General features: G+C 67.4%; 15 protein-coding genes and 1 pseudogene. 13 read left to right on the top strand and 3 right to left on the bottom strand.

Annotated elements, in window-relative coordinates; genetic code table 11:
• From KBY70_RS11995 to KBY70_RS11985, 3 genes and pseudogenes are all read left to right on the top strand, one after another.
• Positions 1 to 143 (top strand): annotated as a pseudogene (locus KBY70_RS11995) (photosystem II D2 protein (photosystem q(a) protein)); the annotation flags it as partial.
• Entirely contained in the window at positions 127 to 1512 is a 1386-nt protein-coding gene (gene psbC / locus KBY70_RS11990) for a photosystem II reaction center protein CP43 (RefSeq protein WP_094560227.1), read from the top strand. The pseudogene KBY70_RS11995 and the gene psbC, both read left to right, overlap by 17 nt.
• A gap of 279 nt (positions 1513 to 1791) precedes the next feature.
• Positions 1792 to 1923, top strand: a complete 132-nt coding sequence (locus tag KBY70_RS11985; protein ID WP_254988648.1) for a hypothetical protein — start codon at positions 1792 to 1794, stop codon at positions 1921 to 1923.
• A gap of 15 nt (positions 1924 to 1938) precedes the next feature.
• On the opposite strand, the gene KBY70_RS11980 is transcribed toward KBY70_RS11985, so the two are convergent.
• Positions 1939 to 2532, bottom strand: coding sequence for a nucleoside triphosphate pyrophosphatase (locus KBY70_RS11980; RefSeq protein WP_094560226.1), 594 nt, complete (start codon positions 2530 to 2532; stop codon positions 1939 to 1941).
• Positions 2533 to 2553: 21 nt separating this feature from the next.
• On the opposite strand from KBY70_RS11980, the gene KBY70_RS11975 reads away from it, so the two are divergent.
• The 5 genes from KBY70_RS11975 to KBY70_RS11955 all read left to right on the top strand — a co-directional run bounded on the left by KBY70_RS11975 (position 2554) and on the right by KBY70_RS11955 (position 5378).
• Positions 2554 to 2964 (top strand): Npun_F0494 family protein, encoded by a 411-nt coding sequence (locus KBY70_RS11975; RefSeq protein ID WP_254988647.1) that lies wholly within the window; start codon positions 2554 to 2556, stop codon positions 2962 to 2964.
• 107 nt (positions 2965 to 3071) lie between these two features.
• Positions 3072 to 3236 carry a type VII secretion target gene (locus tag KBY70_RS11970; protein WP_254988646.1) on the top strand — a complete coding sequence of 55 codons (165 nt, stop codon included), beginning with the start codon at positions 3072 to 3074 and terminating at the stop codon, positions 3234 to 3236.
• Between the two features lie 38 nt (positions 3237 to 3274).
• On the top strand, positions 3275 to 3634 hold the full coding sequence (locus KBY70_RS11965; RefSeq protein WP_254988645.1) for a type II toxin-antitoxin system death-on-curing family toxin: 360 nt from the start codon (positions 3275 to 3277) through the stop codon (positions 3632 to 3634).
• A 23-nt stretch (positions 3635 to 3657) separates the two neighbouring features.
• Complete coding sequence (locus tag KBY70_RS11960; protein ID WP_254988653.1) at positions 3658 to 5142, top strand: cobyric acid synthase; 1485 nt, start codon at positions 3658 to 3660, stop codon at positions 5140 to 5142.
• Entirely contained in the window at positions 5139 to 5378 is a 240-nt protein-coding gene (locus tag KBY70_RS11955; protein WP_094560224.1) for a 2Fe-2S iron-sulfur cluster-binding protein, read from the top strand. The genes KBY70_RS11960 and KBY70_RS11955 overlap by 4 nt, the downstream gene beginning before the upstream one ends.
• Before the next feature lie 26 nt (positions 5379 to 5404).
• Here KBY70_RS11955 and mnmA read toward each other — a convergent pair whose 3' ends face one another.
• Positions 5405 to 6595, bottom strand: a complete 1191-nt coding sequence (gene mnmA / locus KBY70_RS11950; protein WP_254988644.1) for a tRNA 2-thiouridine(34) synthase MnmA — start codon at positions 6593 to 6595, stop codon at positions 5405 to 5407.
• 75 nt (positions 6596 to 6670) lie between these two features.
• Here mnmA and KBY70_RS11945 point away from each other — a divergent pair, with 75 nt between their 5' ends.
• The 3 genes from KBY70_RS11945 to KBY70_RS11935 all read left to right on the top strand — a co-directional run bounded on the left by KBY70_RS11945 (position 6671) and on the right by KBY70_RS11935 (position 10286).
• The gene (locus KBY70_RS11945; protein WP_315859745.1) at positions 6671 to 8299 is read left to right on the top strand and encodes an NAD(P)H-hydrate dehydratase; all 1629 of its coding nucleotides are present in this window, start codon (positions 6671 to 6673) and stop codon (positions 8297 to 8299) included.
• A gap of 141 nt (positions 8300 to 8440) precedes the next feature.
• Complete coding sequence (locus KBY70_RS11940; protein WP_094560220.1) at positions 8441 to 9367, top strand: sigma-70 family RNA polymerase sigma factor; 927 nt, start codon at positions 8441 to 8443, stop codon at positions 9365 to 9367.
• A 4-nt stretch (positions 9368 to 9371) separates the two neighbouring features.
• Positions 9372 to 10286 (top strand): histone deacetylase, encoded by a 915-nt coding sequence (locus tag KBY70_RS11935; protein ID WP_094560250.1) that lies wholly within the window; start codon positions 9372 to 9374, stop codon positions 10284 to 10286.
• Positions 10287 to 10298: 12 nt separating this feature from the next.
• Here the strand turns inward: KBY70_RS11935 and pdhA are convergent, their stop codons facing one another.
• The gene (pdhA, locus tag KBY70_RS11930; protein ID WP_409996059.1) at positions 10299 to 11444 is read right to left on the bottom strand and encodes a pyruvate dehydrogenase (acetyl-transferring) E1 component subunit alpha; all 1146 of its coding nucleotides are present in this window, start codon (positions 11442 to 11444) and stop codon (positions 10299 to 10301) included.
• 95 nt (positions 11445 to 11539) lie between these two features.
• Between pdhA and KBY70_RS11925 the strand changes: the two genes are divergently transcribed.
• Together KBY70_RS11925 and ffh are read left to right on the top strand one after the other, a co-directional pair.
• A complete protein-coding gene (locus tag KBY70_RS11925) occupies positions 11540 to 13456 on the top strand; it encodes an ARC6/PARC6 family protein (RefSeq protein WP_254988642.1) in 1917 nt (638 codons plus the stop codon).
• 105 nt (positions 13457 to 13561) lie between these two features.
• A complete protein-coding gene (gene ffh / locus KBY70_RS11920) occupies positions 13562 to 15019 on the top strand; it encodes a signal recognition particle protein (protein WP_254988641.1) in 1458 nt (485 codons plus the stop codon).
• Positions 15020 to 15027 lie beyond the last annotated feature (8 nt).

Raw genomic sequence — 15027 nt, 5'->3', positions numbered from 1 at the left:
CTGAGGACCCCGAATTTGAAACCTTCTACACGAAGAACATTCTTCTGAATGAAGGTCTGCGTGCCTGGATGGCACCGGCTGACCAGCCGCACGAAAACTTCGTCTTCCCTGAAGAGGTTCTGCCCCGTGGAAACGCCCTTTAATTCCAACTTGGTGGTCGGAGGCAGAGACCTCGACTCCACCGGTTATGCCTGGTGGGCGGGCAATGCCCGTCTGATCAACCTCTCCGGCCGCCTGCTCGGCGCCCACGTGGCCCACGCGGGTCTGATGGTCTTCTGGGCCGGCGCCATGATGTTGTTCGAGGTGAGCCACTTCACCTTCGACAAGCCCATGTATGAACAGGGCCTGATCCTGTTCCCCCACGTGGCCACCCTTGGCTACGGCGTGGGCCCCGGCGGCGAGGTCACCGATCTCTACCCGTTCTTTGTGGTCGGTGTGCTGCACCTGATCAGCTCGGCCGTGCTCGGCCTGGGCGGTCTGTATCACGCCCTCCGCGGCCCTGAAATCCTCGAGAACTACTCCTCGTTCTTCTCCCAGGATTGGCGCGACAAAAACCAGATGACCAACATCATTGGTTATCACCTGATCCTTCTCGGCGTCGGCGCCCTGCTGCTGGTCTTCAAGGCCATGTTCTTCGGCGGCGTCTACGACACCTGGGCCCCGGGCGGTGGCGATGTGCGCATCATCACCAACCCCACCCTCAGCCCCGGAGTGATCTTCGGCTATCTCACCCGCGCCCCGTTCGGTGGCGAAGGTTGGATCATCGGGGTCAACTCGATGGAAGACATCATTGGTGGCCACATTTGGATCGGTCTGATCTGCATCTTTGGTGGCATCTGGCACGCGATCACCAAGCCCTTCGGCTGGGTGCGCCGCGCCTTCATCTGGAATGGTGAGGCCTACCTGAGCTACAGCCTTGGCGCCCTGAGCTTCATGAGCTTCATCGCCTCGGCCTACATTTGGTTCAACAACACCGCCTATCCCTCGGAGTTCTACGGCCCCACAAACGCCGAGTCCTCCCAGGCCCAGAGCTTCACCTTCCTGGTGCGCGACCAGCGCCTGGGCGCCAACATCGGTTCGGCCATGGGCCCCACCGGTCTGGGCAAATACCTGATGCGCTCACCCACCGGCGAGATCATCTTCGGTGGTGAAACCATGCGCTTCTGGGACTTCCGCGGCCCCTGGCTGGAGCCCCTACGCGGCCCCAACGGCCTGAGCCTCGACAAGCTCCAGAACGACATTCAGCCCTGGCAAGTGCGCCGCGCGGCTGAATACATGACCCACGCTCCCAACGCGTCCCTGAACTCGGTGGGCGGCATCATCACCGAGCCCAACTCGGTGAACTTCGTGAACATCCGCCAGTGGCTGGCGTCCACGCAGTTTGTGCTCGCCTTCTTCTTCCTGGTGGGTCACCTCTGGCACGCCGGCCGCGCCCGCGCTGCCGCTGCCGGTTTCGAGAAAGGGATCGACCGCAAGGCCGAGCCCACCCTGGCCATGCCGGACCTCGACTGAGCCCTTGTGTTGATCTGAATCCGCAACCATTGGATGCAGTTCTGCCTCAGCCCCCGCCACATGCGGGGGCTTTTTTATTGCCCCGCTCCAGGCTGCATAGCTTTCCAGCAGTACTCAAGACTGCCTGCATGAAGCGTCCCCAGCTTCCGCCGGTGCTGGTCAGCGCCGTGAGCGCCAGCCTGCTCAGCACGGCCCTTGGGTTGAACCCCGTCTTGCCTGCCGCGAAGGCCAAGGGGCGGGACGTACCAGATCAGTGATCGCAACGGCACCACCTGGCCGGTGCAGGTGCGCGACCAGGGGCGAACGCTCAGCTTCAGCTGGTCGGATCGGGTGCTCACCATGACGCCCGAGACCGCAGCCACCAGCGGCACCAGCTGGGGCCAGCTGCTCGACATCCTGCTGGGCCAGTGAAGCCCTGGCTTGCAGTTAGCCCGCAAGCCAGCGGCGCAGCAAGGGCAGGCTCAGGCCGATCACATTGCTAAAACAGCCCTCGATCCGTTCCACCAGCAAGCCGCCTCGGCCCTCCAGGGCAAAACCACCGGCGCACTGCAGCGGTTCGCCGGTGGCCACATAGGCCTCAATCTCCGCTGGGCTCAGGGACGCGAACTGCACACGGGTCACCACCGCGGCGAGCTGTGGGCTGGTGTAGCCCCCCAGACCCTGGCCACCAGCCTGGTCAGCGGGCAGCAGGCAATGGCCGGTGATCAGCTCTCCCCAGTGCCCGGCCATCCGCTGCCAGCGCGCCTGGGCTTCCGCAGCATCGGCGGGCTTGCCAAACACCTCCCCCTCAAACACCAACAGCGAATCACAGCCGAGCACCGCAGCGCCCTCGCCAAAGCCCTCCGCCACGGTGGATGCCACCGCCGCCGCCTTGGCCCGCGCCAGCTGCTGCACGAGCTGCCTCGGATCGCTGTGCTGGATCGCTGCCTCGTCCACGCCGCTCACCTGCACCCGGTGGGGGATGCCGGCCTGCTCCAGCAAACGCCGACGGGCGGGAGACGCCGAAGCAAGAACGAGCATGGGGTCAGGGAGAATCCCTCTATGCAACACCGGGCCGCCACCCCAATCGACCGCCTGCTCCTCGACCCCCTCCTCCACGACCGGCGTGCCCAGCAGCGCGCCAGCCAGGCCCTGCGCTGCCTGCCCTTTCGCCTGGCGTTCTACAGAACGGTGGCGGAGCAGGCCCTCAGCAGCAACGAACTCTGCCGCCGGAACGACCACCGGAGCCTCTGCCGGGGCACCCCCACTCCCGATCGAATCGAAGCCCAGTGGATCTGGCTGATCCAACTGGGAGTGCTGCGGCGGGAGGTGGATGGCCAGGGCCTCACCGAGCGGGTGCGGCTCACGCCGATGGGCCGCACGCTGCTGGCCCAATGGCCCGATGAGATTCCTGCCGCCACGCTGCTGGATCGCCTCCAGCACGGCCTGCGCCGCCACCGGCCCCGGCTGTGAACGGCAGCAGCGAGTAGCATTCAAGTGCTACTTGCCACAGTATGATGCCAACTGAAGTCACGCTTCGTCAGGCTGGCGGGTCTGTCAGCGCCACAATCCCTTCCGAGATGGCCCGCCGGTTTCACCTGGCTCCGGGAGACCGCGTGCAAGCGATCGAAACTGAGCACGGCATCCTGCTCTCCCCCTTCGATCCAACGGTGCAGGAAGCACTGGCACTCGCAACGGATGCGGCGCGCCAGTTCCAAGCCGCCCTGCGTGAACTGGCCCGTTGAGCGACGTCCAGGAACCGCGATGGGTGCCTGCCGTTGCGGTGAAAGCCATCCACCACCAGCAGACCCTGGAGCATGGTGGACTTCGGGGTGTTCGCAGCGAGATCGCTCTGGCCTCTTCCCTTGCCAGGCCCAGGCAGCGTTGGGTCTACGGAGAACTGGGCACAATCCCCCAACTGGCAGCCGCTTACGCCGAGGCAATTGTGCGCGCGCACCCCTTCAGCGATGGGAACAAAAGGAGCGGGTTTCTCGTAGCCGTTGTTTTCCTGGGCCTCAACGGCTTCAGCTTCCAAGCCGGCAATGAAAGCATTGTTCTGACGATTCAACGGCTTGCGGCGGGCGAGCTGCCCTGGTTGGAACTCGAACGCTGGTTTGTCGACAACAGCAGGGCCAACGGATGAGCCAGGCCCCACCCAACCCCCTGATGGTGCTAGGCACCAGCAGTGGTGCCGGCAAATCGCTGATGACCGCCGCCCTCTGCCGGGTGCTGCGCCGCCGCGGTGAAACGCCCCTGCCCTTCAAGGGGCAGAACATGAGCAACAACGCCTGGGTGGACCAGACCGGCGGCGAGATGGCCTACTCCCAGGCGCTGCAGGCCTGGGCCGCCGGCCTGGAGCCGCACCACAGCATGAACCCGGTGCTGCTCAAGCCCCAGGGCGATTCCACCAGTGAGCTGATTCATCTGGGCCGTTCGGTGGGCAGCGCCCGCGCCGAGCACTACTACCGCGACTGGTTTCGCCCCAGCTGGGCGGCGATCCGCCAGGGGCTGCAGACCCTGCAGGCGGCCCATCCCGGCGGGCGTCTGGTGCTGGAGGGGGCCGGCAGCCCGGTGGAGGTCAACCTGCAATCCCGCGACCTCACCAACCTGCGTCTGGCCCAATACCTGCGGGCCCGCTGCCTACTGGTGGCCGACATCGAGCGCGGTGGCGTCTTCGCCCAGCTGGTGGGCACCCTGGGCCTGCTGCGGCCGGTGGAGCGCCCCCTGGTGCGCGGCCTGCTGATCAACCGCTTCCGCGGCCGCCGCGAGCTGTTCGATGAAGGGCGGCGCTGGCTGGAGGCCCACACCGGCGTGCCGGTGCTGGGGGTGATGCCCTGGCTCGATGAGCTCTTCCCCCCGGAAGACTCCCTCGACCTGCTGGAGCGCCGCGGCCGCAAGCGGGGAGCGGAGCTGGAGATCGCCGTGCTGCGGCTGCCGTCGCTGAGCAACTTCTCCGACCTCGACCCCCTAGAGGCCGAACCAACGGTGCAGCTGCGCTGGCTCGCGCCAGGGGAGGAGCTGGGCCAGCCCGATGCGGTGATCGTGCCGGGCAGCAAGCAAACCCTGCGGGATCTGGCCGCCCTGGACGCCAGTGGCCTGGGAGAGGAACTGAAGCGCTATGTCGCTTGCGGCGGCCACGTATTCGGCATCTGCGGCGGCATGCAACTGCTGGGGCGCGAGCTCAGTGATCCCGATGGGCTGGAGGGGCAGGCCGGCACCGGTGCAGCCGGGATCGGCTTGCTACCACTGAGCACAGTGTTTGGCGAGGGTAAGGCCCTGCGCCAACGCCGAAGCCCCGCCCTCTGGCCAGCTGCCGCGGGCGATGCCCTAGAGCTGGAGGGCTTCGAGCTGCACCGCGGCCGCACCACCGCGCTCGACGCCTGCCAGCCCCTCTGCGCCGATGCGGCGTTGGGCTGGGTGGCCGCCTTTGGCGACCAGGGCGGACTGGTGGTCGGCACCTATCTGCACGGGGTGTTTGAGAGCGGCCCCTGGCGGCGGCGCTGGCTCAACCAACTGCGGCAGCGCAAGGGGTTGCCGAGCCTGAGCGAACGGCAACCGCACCACAGCCGCCAGCGCGAAGCCCTGCTCGATCGGCTCGCCGATGCCTTTGCGCAGCACGTCAACCTGGATCCCTTACTGCAGGAGCCATGACCGAGGTGCTGATCCACTGGCCCCACGGCCACCAGAGTCGCATCGCCAGCGGCAGCGACTGGCTGGAAGCAGCCCGCCAGGCCGGGGTGGCCATCCCCACCGGTTGCCTGGGGGGCAGTTGCGGGGCCTGCGAAATCGAGGTGAACGGCCAGGTGGTGCGGGCCTGCATTGCCACGGTGCCCGCCAGCCGCAGCGGCACGCTAACGGTGGAGCTGGCGAGCGATCCCTATTGGTGATCAGGGCTGGTGATGAGCGCTGGTGATCAGGCCTGAATCAGCCCACCGCCGAGCAGCACCTCACCCTCGTAAAACACCGCCGCCTGTCCAGGCGTGATCGAAAACTGCGCGTCTGCAAACTCGAGCCGCACCCGATGGGGCCGGCCAGCGGCCCGGTCGGCCTCAGTGGCGGGCAGGGGGAAGAGCCGGGCCGGCTCCGGCGCACTGCGGTAGCGCACCTGCACCGCCACCTCAAGCGGCTCCACGATCGGCTCCTCGGGCGGGGCCACCGACACCCAGTTCACCGCGCCCACCACCGCTTCAGGGCGGGCCGCCTCGCGCCGGGGCGCCACCACCACCTGGTTCATCGCCCCATCGAGCCGCACCACGTGCAGCGGCTCGCTCCAGGCCACGCCTAGCCCCTTGCGCTGGCCAATCGTGAAGTGCTCGATGCCGTCGTGTTCGCCGACCACCGTGCCATCGGCGAGCACGATCTGGCCCTGGCGCGGCGGCAAATAGGCATCCAGAAAGGCCTTCATTGAGCCGTGGTGATCCGCCAGGCAGAGGTCCTGGCTTTCGGGCTTCTTGGCCGTGCGCAGGCCATGGCGCTCCGCCTCCAGGCGGGTGTCGGCCTTGGTCAGCTCACCCAGGGGAAACACGAGACGGCCCAGGGCCTCCTGGGGCAGGTCGTAGAGGAAGTAGCTCTGATCCTTCTGGGTATCCAGGCCCCGCAACAACTGGTGGCGGCCGTTGTCGCTCACCGCGCCGTGGCGCACCCGGGCGTAGTGGCCGGTAGCGAGGCGGCCGATGCCCCGCTCCGCCTCGGCCCACTGCAGCATCGGCCCAAACTTCACCTCCCGGTTGCAGCGGGAGCAGGGCAGCGGCGTGACCCCAGCCGCGTAGCCCTCCACCAGGAAATCGACAATCTGGGCCTGGAAGTGCGCGCGGAAATCCACCACGTGGTGGGGCACCCCCAACTGCTCACAGATACCGGCCGCATCCACCAGGCCTTCGGCGCAGCAGGCCCCCTTGCCGCTCATCAGCCAGAGAGTGAGCCCCTCCACCTGCCAGCCCGCCTCCACCAGCAGCGCCGCCGTGAGGGAGCTATCGACGCCGCCCGACAGCCCCACGGCCACCCGATGTTCGCCGGGCCAGGCGCGCAGCCGATCCAGGGCCGCAAGGCCGGCCGGAGTGCACGGTGTCGCGGGACTGCTGGAGGTGGCAACGGAAACGGACAACAGGGCAGACAGCGGGCAGGAGTGATCCCATCATGAAACCCAGTTGCTGAAACAGGGTTGGTGCAGCCAGCCGCATTGCCCGCCTGGCCCGCGCGGGACGGCCGCCATCTGCTGGTGAGCAGCGCCCAGATGGCGGCGCTGGAGGAGCAGCTGTTCGCCAGTGGCCTGCCGGTGGAAGCCCTGATGGAAAAAGCTGCCCTGGCGGTGTCGCGGCGGCTGCTGGAGCAGCACGGCGAGCGGTTGAGGCGCGATGGCGCGCTTGTGCTGGTGGGGCCCGGCCACAACGGCGGCGACGGCCTGGTGATCGCCCGGGAGCTGCACCTGGCCGGGGTCGCGACCACCCTCTGGAGCCCGTTTGAGCGGCGCAAGCCGCTCACCGAAGCGCACCTCCACCATGCCCGCTGGCTGGGCATTCCCCTGCTCGATCACAATCCAAACCCCGAAGCCAGCCCCCTCTGGATTGATGCTCTGCTGGGCATCGGCCAGCGGCGTCCCCCCGGGGCAGTGATCGAACCCCTGCTGCACGCTCGCCAGCAACAACGCCCCGGCGGCCTGGTGGCGGTGGATGTGCCCACAGGCCTCTGCGCCGACAGCGGCCAGGCCACCGGCCCGGTCACGGCCCTGGCCCTCACCACCTACGCGATCGGGCTGGTCAAGACCGGCCTGGTGCAGGACGCGGCCCTGGCGAGCGTGGGCCAGCTGGAATGGATCGACCTGGGCTTGCCCCGATCCCTGCTGGACACCCTGCCCTGCGATCAGCCGCTGGGGCTGGCCGCGCGGGATCTGGCCGACCGACCCCGGCCCGCACTCAGTCCGGCCGCCAACAAATACCAGCGGGGCCGGCTGCTGGTGGTAGCGGGCAGCGAGGCCTACCAGGGGGCGGCCAGCCTCGCGCTGGCAGGGGCCTCCAGCAGCGGCTGCGGCAGCCTGCAGGCGGCCCTACCGGAGGCCCTGGCCAGCAGTCTCTGGCAGCAGCACCCCCACGTGGTGGTGAGCCAAACCCTGGCCTGCCACAACCACGGCAGCCTGCGGCTGGATCAACTCACCGAGCTCGACCCGCAGCGGCTCAATGCCCTGCTGATCGGACCAGGAATCGGGCCCCTCGCGCCTGCGGGCCAGCTGGCTCCACCGATGCCCCAGGCTGGCCCTGGAGAAGCCGACTGCTGGCGCAGCCTGCTGGGCTGGAGCGGGCTGCTGGTGCTCGATGCCGATGGACTCAACCGACTGGCCGGGCCGGTGGCCCAGGGCCTCGGCCTGAGCGCCATCAGCTGGCTGCAACAGCGCCAGGGCCCCACCTGGATCACCCCGCACCCGGCGGAATTCGCCCGGTTGTTTCCTGAGCTCGCCGCCACCTCTACCACCACCAGTACCGCCCTGGAGGCCGCCGCCCAGGCGGCCCGGAGCTGCGGCGCCTGCGTGCTGCTTAAAGGGGCGCGCAGTGTGGTGGCAGCCCCCGATGGCCGCCGCTGGCAACTGCTGGAGGCCAATCCCACCAGTGCCAGGGCCGGCCTCGGCGATGTGCTGGCGGGCCACGCCGCAGGCCTGGGGGCGATGGCCATGGCCGCCACAGGCGGCGCCGATGCCTCCTGGCTGGCTGCAGCGGCCCTGGCCCACGCCCAGGCCGGCTTGCAACTCCGTGCACCCAGCAACCAGGGCGCCGCCACCCCCCTGGAGGTGGCGCAAAAGCTAGCCCAGTTGTGTTGATCACCACACCAAGTTGCAGCGCAGCCGCCCCAACCCAGGACGGTTCTGTGTTGTTTTGCAATTGAAAGCTAAAGGGTTGCTGAAAACACACTCGAAACAGTGAATTTGCCTGGATAGTCATTGTCCTCTCTAGGCGCTCCGATGACCTCCTCTCCCCTAGGAGCTAGCGAAAGCAGTCGTCGACGAAGTAGCGACCCGATCACCTGGTATCTGGCGACGATCGGTCGCGAACCTCTGCTCACACCAGCCGAAGAGATCGAACTCGGCAACCAGGTGCAGACAATGATGCGCCTGCTGGAAGAAGGAGAGCGGGACTACACCGACCTGGAAAAGAAGCTGCTCCGCATCGGCAAGCGCTCCAAGCAGCGCATGATGAAGGCCAATTTGCGTTTAGTGGTCAGTGTTGCCAAAAAGTATCAAGGCAAAGGCCTCGAACTCCTCGATCTGATCCAGGAAGGATCGCTGGGATTGGAGCGGGCCGTTGAGAAATTTGACCCAACCCGGGGCTATAAATTTTCGACCTACGCCTTCTGGTGGATTCGCCAGAGCATGACCCGGGCGATCGCCTGCCAGTCGCGCACGATCCGCCTGCCGGTGCACCTGAGCGAACGGCTGTCGGCCATCCGCAAGGTGAGCCTGGATCTGGCCCACAAACTGGGTGCCATGCCCAGCCGGCAGGAAATCGCCGAAGCCATGGCGATACCCATCGACGAGCTCGATGGCCTGCTGCGCCAGGCCCTCACCACCTCCAGCCTGGATGCGCCCGTGAACGGCGATGAGGGGCGCAGCTTCCTGGGTGATCTGATCGCTGACTCCTCCAACGAGGAACCCCTCGATCGGGTGGAGCGGGTCATCCACCATGAGCAACTGGGACGCTGGTTGAGCCACCTGAGCGACCAGGAGCGTCAGGTGTTGCACCTGCGCTTCGGGCTGGAAGGCGAGGAGCGCCACACCCTGGCGGAAATCGGCCGCCAGCTGGATGTGTCACGGGAACGGGTGCGCCAGGTGGAGCTCAAGGCCCTGCGCAAGCTGCGCAACCTCACCCGCCGCACGCCCACCACGCTCTAGGGCTCTGGGGCCGCCGCTGATCTACCACCCGGCCTACTCGGCCCCGCTGCCCAGCAGCCATCGCTTCCCGATGGCGAAGTTTCGGCTGCTGCACCAGCTGCTGCACCAGCAGGGGCTCGCCAGCCCTGAGCAACTGCACACCCCCTTGCCCGCGCCGCGCCGCTGGCTGGAACTGGTGCATGAACGCACCTATCACCAGGCCTTTGCCCGCAACGCGCTCACGGCCGCCGATCAGCGGCGCATCGGTCTACCCGCAACCCTGCCGCTGGTGCGGCGCACCTGGCTGGCCGTTGGCGGCACGGTGCTCACCGCCCGTCTGGCCTTGCGCCATGGGGTGGCCTGCCACCTCGCCGGCGGCACCCATCACGCCTTCCCGGATCACGGCAGCGGCTTCTGCATCTTCAACGACTGTGCCGTGGCGGCCCAGGTGTTGCTGGCAGAGGGGGCGGTGCAGCGGCTGATGGTGATCGACCTGGACGTGCATCAGGGGGATGCCACGGCGGCGATCTTTGCTGATGAGCCGCGGGTGTTCACCTTTTCGGCCCACTGCGCCAGCAACTTCCCGCTGCGCAAACAGCGCAGCAACGTCGACCTGCCGCTCGCCGATGGCCTCGAGGATGTCGACTACCTGCACGCCATTGGAGATCTGATCCCCGAGCTGCTCGATCAGCAGCTCCCCCAACTGGTGCTCTACAACGCCGGAGTGGATCCCCACCGCGACGATCGCCTGGGACGTCTCTGCCTCAGTAGCGATGGCCTGATCAACCGCGACCGACTGGTGCTCGATGCCTGCCTACGGCGCGGTATCCCGGTTGCCACGGTGATCGGTGGCGGTTACGACGCCTTGGAGCCGTTGGTGAAGCGCCACAGCCTGGTGTTCAGGGCCGCCGCTGAGCAGGCCCGTCTGCACGGGATCTGATCGGCCTTCGGCTCAATCTTCCGCCCAGATGTAGCGGGTGAGCTCTTCGGGTTTGGGCTCGGGGGCAGCAAGGGCGAATTCCACGCAATCGGCTACCTCAGCGTCGATCTCCTTCTCAATCGCCTTGAGCTCCTCGGCGGAGGCGAGGCCCTGCTCGATCAGGCGAGCGGCCAGGGCCTTGATCGGGTCGCGTTTCGCCCAGAACTCCTTCTCCGCCTCGGCCCGCAGCTCGTCGGGGTCGGCCAGGGAGTGGCCGCGGAAGCGGTAGGTGAGGCACTCGAGCACGGTGGGGCCTTCTCCAGCCCGGGCCCGCTCAATGGCGCGCTGGGCGGCACCGCGCACCGCCAGCACATCCATGCCATCCACCTCTTCACCGGCCATGCCGAAAGCAGCTGCCTTGCGCCAGATCTCCGGATCACTGGTGGCGCGGTTGTGGTCCATGCCGATGGCCCACTTGTTGTTCTCCACCACAAACAGGATCGGCAGCTTCCAGAGAGCCGCCATGTTCAGGCACTCGTAAAACTGCCCGATGTTGCAGGTGCCATCGCCGAAGAAGGCCGCCGTGACCGCATCGCTGCTGGCATCTCCCAGGGCGTCGCGCTTGTAGCGGCTGGTGAAGGCGGCGCCGAGGGCCACCGGGATGCCCTCACCAATGAAGGCGTAACCACCCAGGAGGTGGTGCTCCTTGGAGAACAGGTGCATCGAGCCGCCGCGGCCCTTGCTGCAGCCGGTTTCCTTGCCGAACAACTCGCTCATCACCTCGCGGGCCGGCACGCCGCAGCTGAGGGCGTGGACGTGATCGCGGTAGGTGCTGCAGAACCAGTCGTGCTGCATCTTCATCGCCTTGATCACGCCCGTGCTCACGGCCTCCTGGCCGTTGTAGAGGTGCACGAAGCCAAACATCTTGCCCCGGTAATACATCTCGGCGCACTTGTCTTCGAAGCGCCGCCCCAGGGTCATGTCGCGGTAGAGCATCAAGCCCTCCTCCCGCGTCACCGTGGCCGGGGTGGAGGGGTAAAGGTTCTCCAGACGCTCGGCATGAGCACCAACCAGGCTGGTGGCGTCGGCGGAACAGGACGGTGCTCCGGTAGCAGCCGTTCCAGAAACAGCCGTTCCAGAAGCAGCCGTGATGTCAGGGCCCATGTCTGCCTGCGTCATGAATCAACTCTACGAGGTCCGATCTCAACGGGACCGGCAATCTCTGGCAAAACTGCTGACCCTGCCTAGAGTCGGCCGTCAGTGACGGGTCTGGATTGGAACTGCCAATCGATCACTTCCGGTTGCTCGGAGTTAGCCCGACCACCGACCTGCAGGCGTTGCTCCACACCCTGCAGCAACGCATCGACCGCGCCCCCGACCAGGGCTTCACCCAGGACACCCTGCTGGCCCGCGAAGAGCTGCTGCGGGCCAGCGCCGACCTGCTCAGCGACGCGAGCCGGCGCCAGGCCTACGAATCCGACCTCACCGCCCTGGCGGGCAGCGACCAGTCTGTAATGCCGGCGCTGGATGTGCCCACCAGCAAGGATGTGGGAGGCCTGCTGCTGCTGCTGGAGGCGGGTCAGGCCTTTGATTGTTTCGAAATCGCCTGCCGCGCCCTGCAGCCGCCCCAGGCACCGGCGCTGGGCAGCACCCGTGAGGCAGACCTCACCCTGCTAGCGGGCCTGGCCTGCCTGGCCGCCGCCGCCGATCTGCATCAGCAACGGCGCTATGAGGCCGCCGCCCAGACCCTTCAGCGGGGCCAGCAGCTGCTGCAACGGATGGGCCAACTGCCGGCGATCCGTCAGCAACTCAGCGACGAGCTCGACAACCTCCGGCCCTACCGCGTGCTCGACCTGCTCAGCCGCAACCTCACGGCCCAGGCGGAGCGGGCCGAGGGACTGGCCCTGCTCGAGGAGCTGGTGGCCCGTCGCGGCGGACTCGAAGGCTTCGGGGATCCCAGCATGGGTCCCGAGGAGTTCCAGGCCTTCTTCAAGCAGATCCGCGCCTTCCTCACGGTGCAGGAGCAGGTGGACCTGTTCAGCCGCTGGGCGCCAACCTCCGCCGCAGCCGATTTTCTGGCCAGCACCGCCCTCACCGCCTCCGGCTTTGCCCAACGCAAACCCGAACGCATTGCCGCCGCCCGGCAACGGCTCGAGGCCAGCGGCCAGGAGGGTGTGCAACCGCTGTTGGCCTGCCAGCACCTGCTGCTGGGCCAGGTGGAGCAAGCCCGAGCCGCCTTTGAACAGGGCGCCACGCCGGACTTGAAGCGCTGGGCCGACCAGCAGAGCCCGGATCCCCTGGCCCAGCTCTGTGCCTATTGCCGCGACTGGCTGGCCCGCGATGTGTTGCCCGGCTACCGCGACCTGGAGGCCGATCCGGATCTGGAGGCCTACTTCGCCGATCGCGATGTGCAGACCTACGTGGAGCAGCACGACCGCCCGCCCGCTCCGGCTGTCACCGGCAGCATCCTCCCCTGGGGCGTGGCCGTCGATTCCGGCAGCCCGGCGGAGACCACCACCCAGCCTTTGACCCCGGTCAACGACGACGACGGGGACTGGGATGGTGACGGTTGGAACCCGGGAGCCTGGCTGGAGACCATGCGCTCCAACTGGCGCTGGCCGCAGCTGGAGCGACCCTCGCGCAGCACGGCCACGGCAGCGGCCGTTGGGGCTGGCGTGGTGCTGGTGGCCATCGCCTCGGTGATGCGCCCGCTGCCACCCACACCCACTCCGCTGCCCGTCGAGGCCAGCAAACCCGCCGCGCCACCGGCACCGGCACCGGCACCGGCCACCCTGCCGCTGCGGGCCGAGGCCCCCAGCGAAGCGCAGGTTCAAGCGCTTCTGGAAGCCTGGCTCGATGCCAAGGCCTCCATCCTGGCCGGCAAGAACAGCCGCATCCCCTTGGAGGTGCTGGCCCGGCCCTCCCAGGTGGATCGCCTTGAGGCCGAGCGCGCAGCCGATCAGGCCCGCGGCGAAACCCAAACCATCAGCACCGCGATCACCTCCGTGGTGATCGATGAACAGAGCGCCAACCGGATCGCCGCCACGGTGAACCTGCGCTATGCCGACCAGCGGCTCAACGCCAAGGGAGACCCACAAGGCGAGCCCACCAAGCTCGCGCTGCGCAACCGCTATGTGTTCGGCCGCGATGGTGGCATCTGGCGGCTGGTGAGCTTCCAAAAAGCCCCCTGAATCACCAACCTCCCGGAACACCGCCCCCGTGCCCGCCGGGCCGGTTTTTACGATCGCTTCACTCCCGGGGCCACGCCCCGCCCCTGGTCCCCGAGCGGCAACGCGATGTTTGACGAGCTGTCCCAGCGATTTGAAGATGCGGTCAAGAGCCTGAGGGGCCAGGCCTCGATCACCGAAACGAACGTGCAGGGGGCGCTCAAACAGGTGCGCCGGGCCCTGCTGGAGGCCGATGTGAGCCTGCCGGTGGTGCAGGACTTCGTCGACGAGGTGCGCCGCAAGACGGTTGGCGCCGAAGTGGTGCGGGGCGTGAGCCCGGATCAGAAATTCATCCAGCTGGTGCATGAACAGCTGGTCGAGACCATGGGCGGCGAGAACGCGCCCCTGGCTGCCGGCGGCGTAGCCGGGGCCCCGACGGTGGTGCTGATGGCCGGCCTGCAGGGCGCCGGCAAGACCACCGCCACCGCCAAGCTCGGCCTGCACCTCAAGGAGCAGGGTCGCAAAGCGCTGCTGGTGGGAGCGGATGTGTACCGCCCAGCCGCCATTGAGCAGCTCAAAACCCTCGGCAGCCAGATCGGCGTGGAGGTGTTCAGCCTCGGCATTGATGCCAAGCCGGAAGCCATCGCCGCCGCCGGCATCGCCAAAGCCAAGGAAGAAGGCTTCGACACGGTGCTGGTGGACACCGCCGGCCGTCTCCAAATCGATCAATCGATGATGGAGGAGATGGTGCGGATCCGGGAGGCCTGCAGCCCCGATGAGGTGCTGCTGGTGGTGGATTCAATGATCGGCCAGGAAGCGGCCGAGCTCACCCGCTCCTTCCACGAGCAGGTGGGCATCACCGGTGCCGTGCTCACCAAACTCGACGGCGACTCCCGGGGTGGTGCGGCCCTGTCGATCCGCAAGGTGAGCGGAGCGCCGATCAAGTTCATCGGCACCGGCGAGAAGGTGGAGGCGCTGCAGCCCTTCCACCCCGAGCGGATGGCCAGCCGCATCCTCGGCATGGGCGACGTGCTCACCCTGGTGGAGAAGGCCACCAAGGAGGTGGAGCTGGCCGATGTGGCCAAGATGCAGCAGAAGCTGCAGGAAGCCAGCTTCGACTTCTCCGACTTCCTGCAGCAGATGCGCCTGATCAAGCGCATGGGCTCCCTGGGCGGCCTGATGAAGCTGATCCCGGGCATGAACAAGATCGACGACGGCATGCTCAAGCAAGGCGAGCAGCAGCTCAAGCGGATCGAGGCGATGATCGGCTCGATGACCGAGGCCGAACGGCAGCAGCCGGAACTGCTGGCGTCCCAGCCCTCCCGCCGCCGCCGCATCGCCGCAGGCAGTGGTCACGCGCCGGCCGATGTTGACAAGGTGCTGGCCGACTTCCAGAAGATGCGCGGCTTCATGCAGCAGATGACCAAAGGCGGCGGGATGCCGGGGATGCCTGGGATGGGCGGCATGCCCGGGATGCCAGGTATGCCAGGAATGCCAGCCATGCCCGGTCCCATGGGCGGAGTTGGGGGCGGGGGGCGACGGCCCGCCAGGCCGGCCAAGAAACGCAAGGGCTTCGGGGAGCTCTGAGCACCCGA

It is taken from the genome of Cyanobium sp. ATX 6E8, assembly GCF_024346335.1.
GTDB lineage: Bacteria > Cyanobacteriota > Cyanobacteriia > PCC-6307 > Cyanobiaceae > Cyanobium_A.
Note: the sequence above shows the minus strand (reverse complement) of the source record. Positions and strands in the feature narration are given on the sequence as shown.

Coding starts and splice junctions, on each gene's coding strand:
- KBY70_RS11980 (WP_094560226.1), bottom strand. CDS start 2,532: ATGCTCGTTCTTGCTTCGGCGTCTCCCGCCCGTCGGCGTTTGCTGGAG.
- KBY70_RS11975 (WP_254988647.1), top strand. CDS start 2,554: ATGCAACACCGGGCCGCCACCCCAATCGACCGCCTGCTCCTCGACCCC.
- KBY70_RS11970 (WP_254988646.1), top strand. CDS start 3,072: ATGGCCCGCCGGTTTCACCTGGCTCCGGGAGACCGCGTGCAAGCGATC.
- KBY70_RS11960 (WP_254988653.1), top strand. CDS start 3,658: ATGGTGCTAGGCACCAGCAGTGGTGCCGGCAAATCGCTGATGACCGCC.
- KBY70_RS11955 (WP_094560224.1), top strand. CDS start 5,139: ATGACCGAGGTGCTGATCCACTGGCCCCACGGCCACCAGAGTCGCATC.
- KBY70_RS11940 (WP_094560220.1), top strand. CDS start 8,441: ATGACCTCCTCTCCCCTAGGAGCTAGCGAAAGCAGTCGTCGACGAAGT.
- pdhA (WP_409996059.1), bottom strand. CDS start 11,444: ATGACGCAGGCAGACATGGGCCCTGACATCACGGCTGCTTCTGGAACG.
- ffh (WP_254988641.1), top strand. CDS start 13,562: ATGTTTGACGAGCTGTCCCAGCGATTTGAAGATGCGGTCAAGAGCCTG.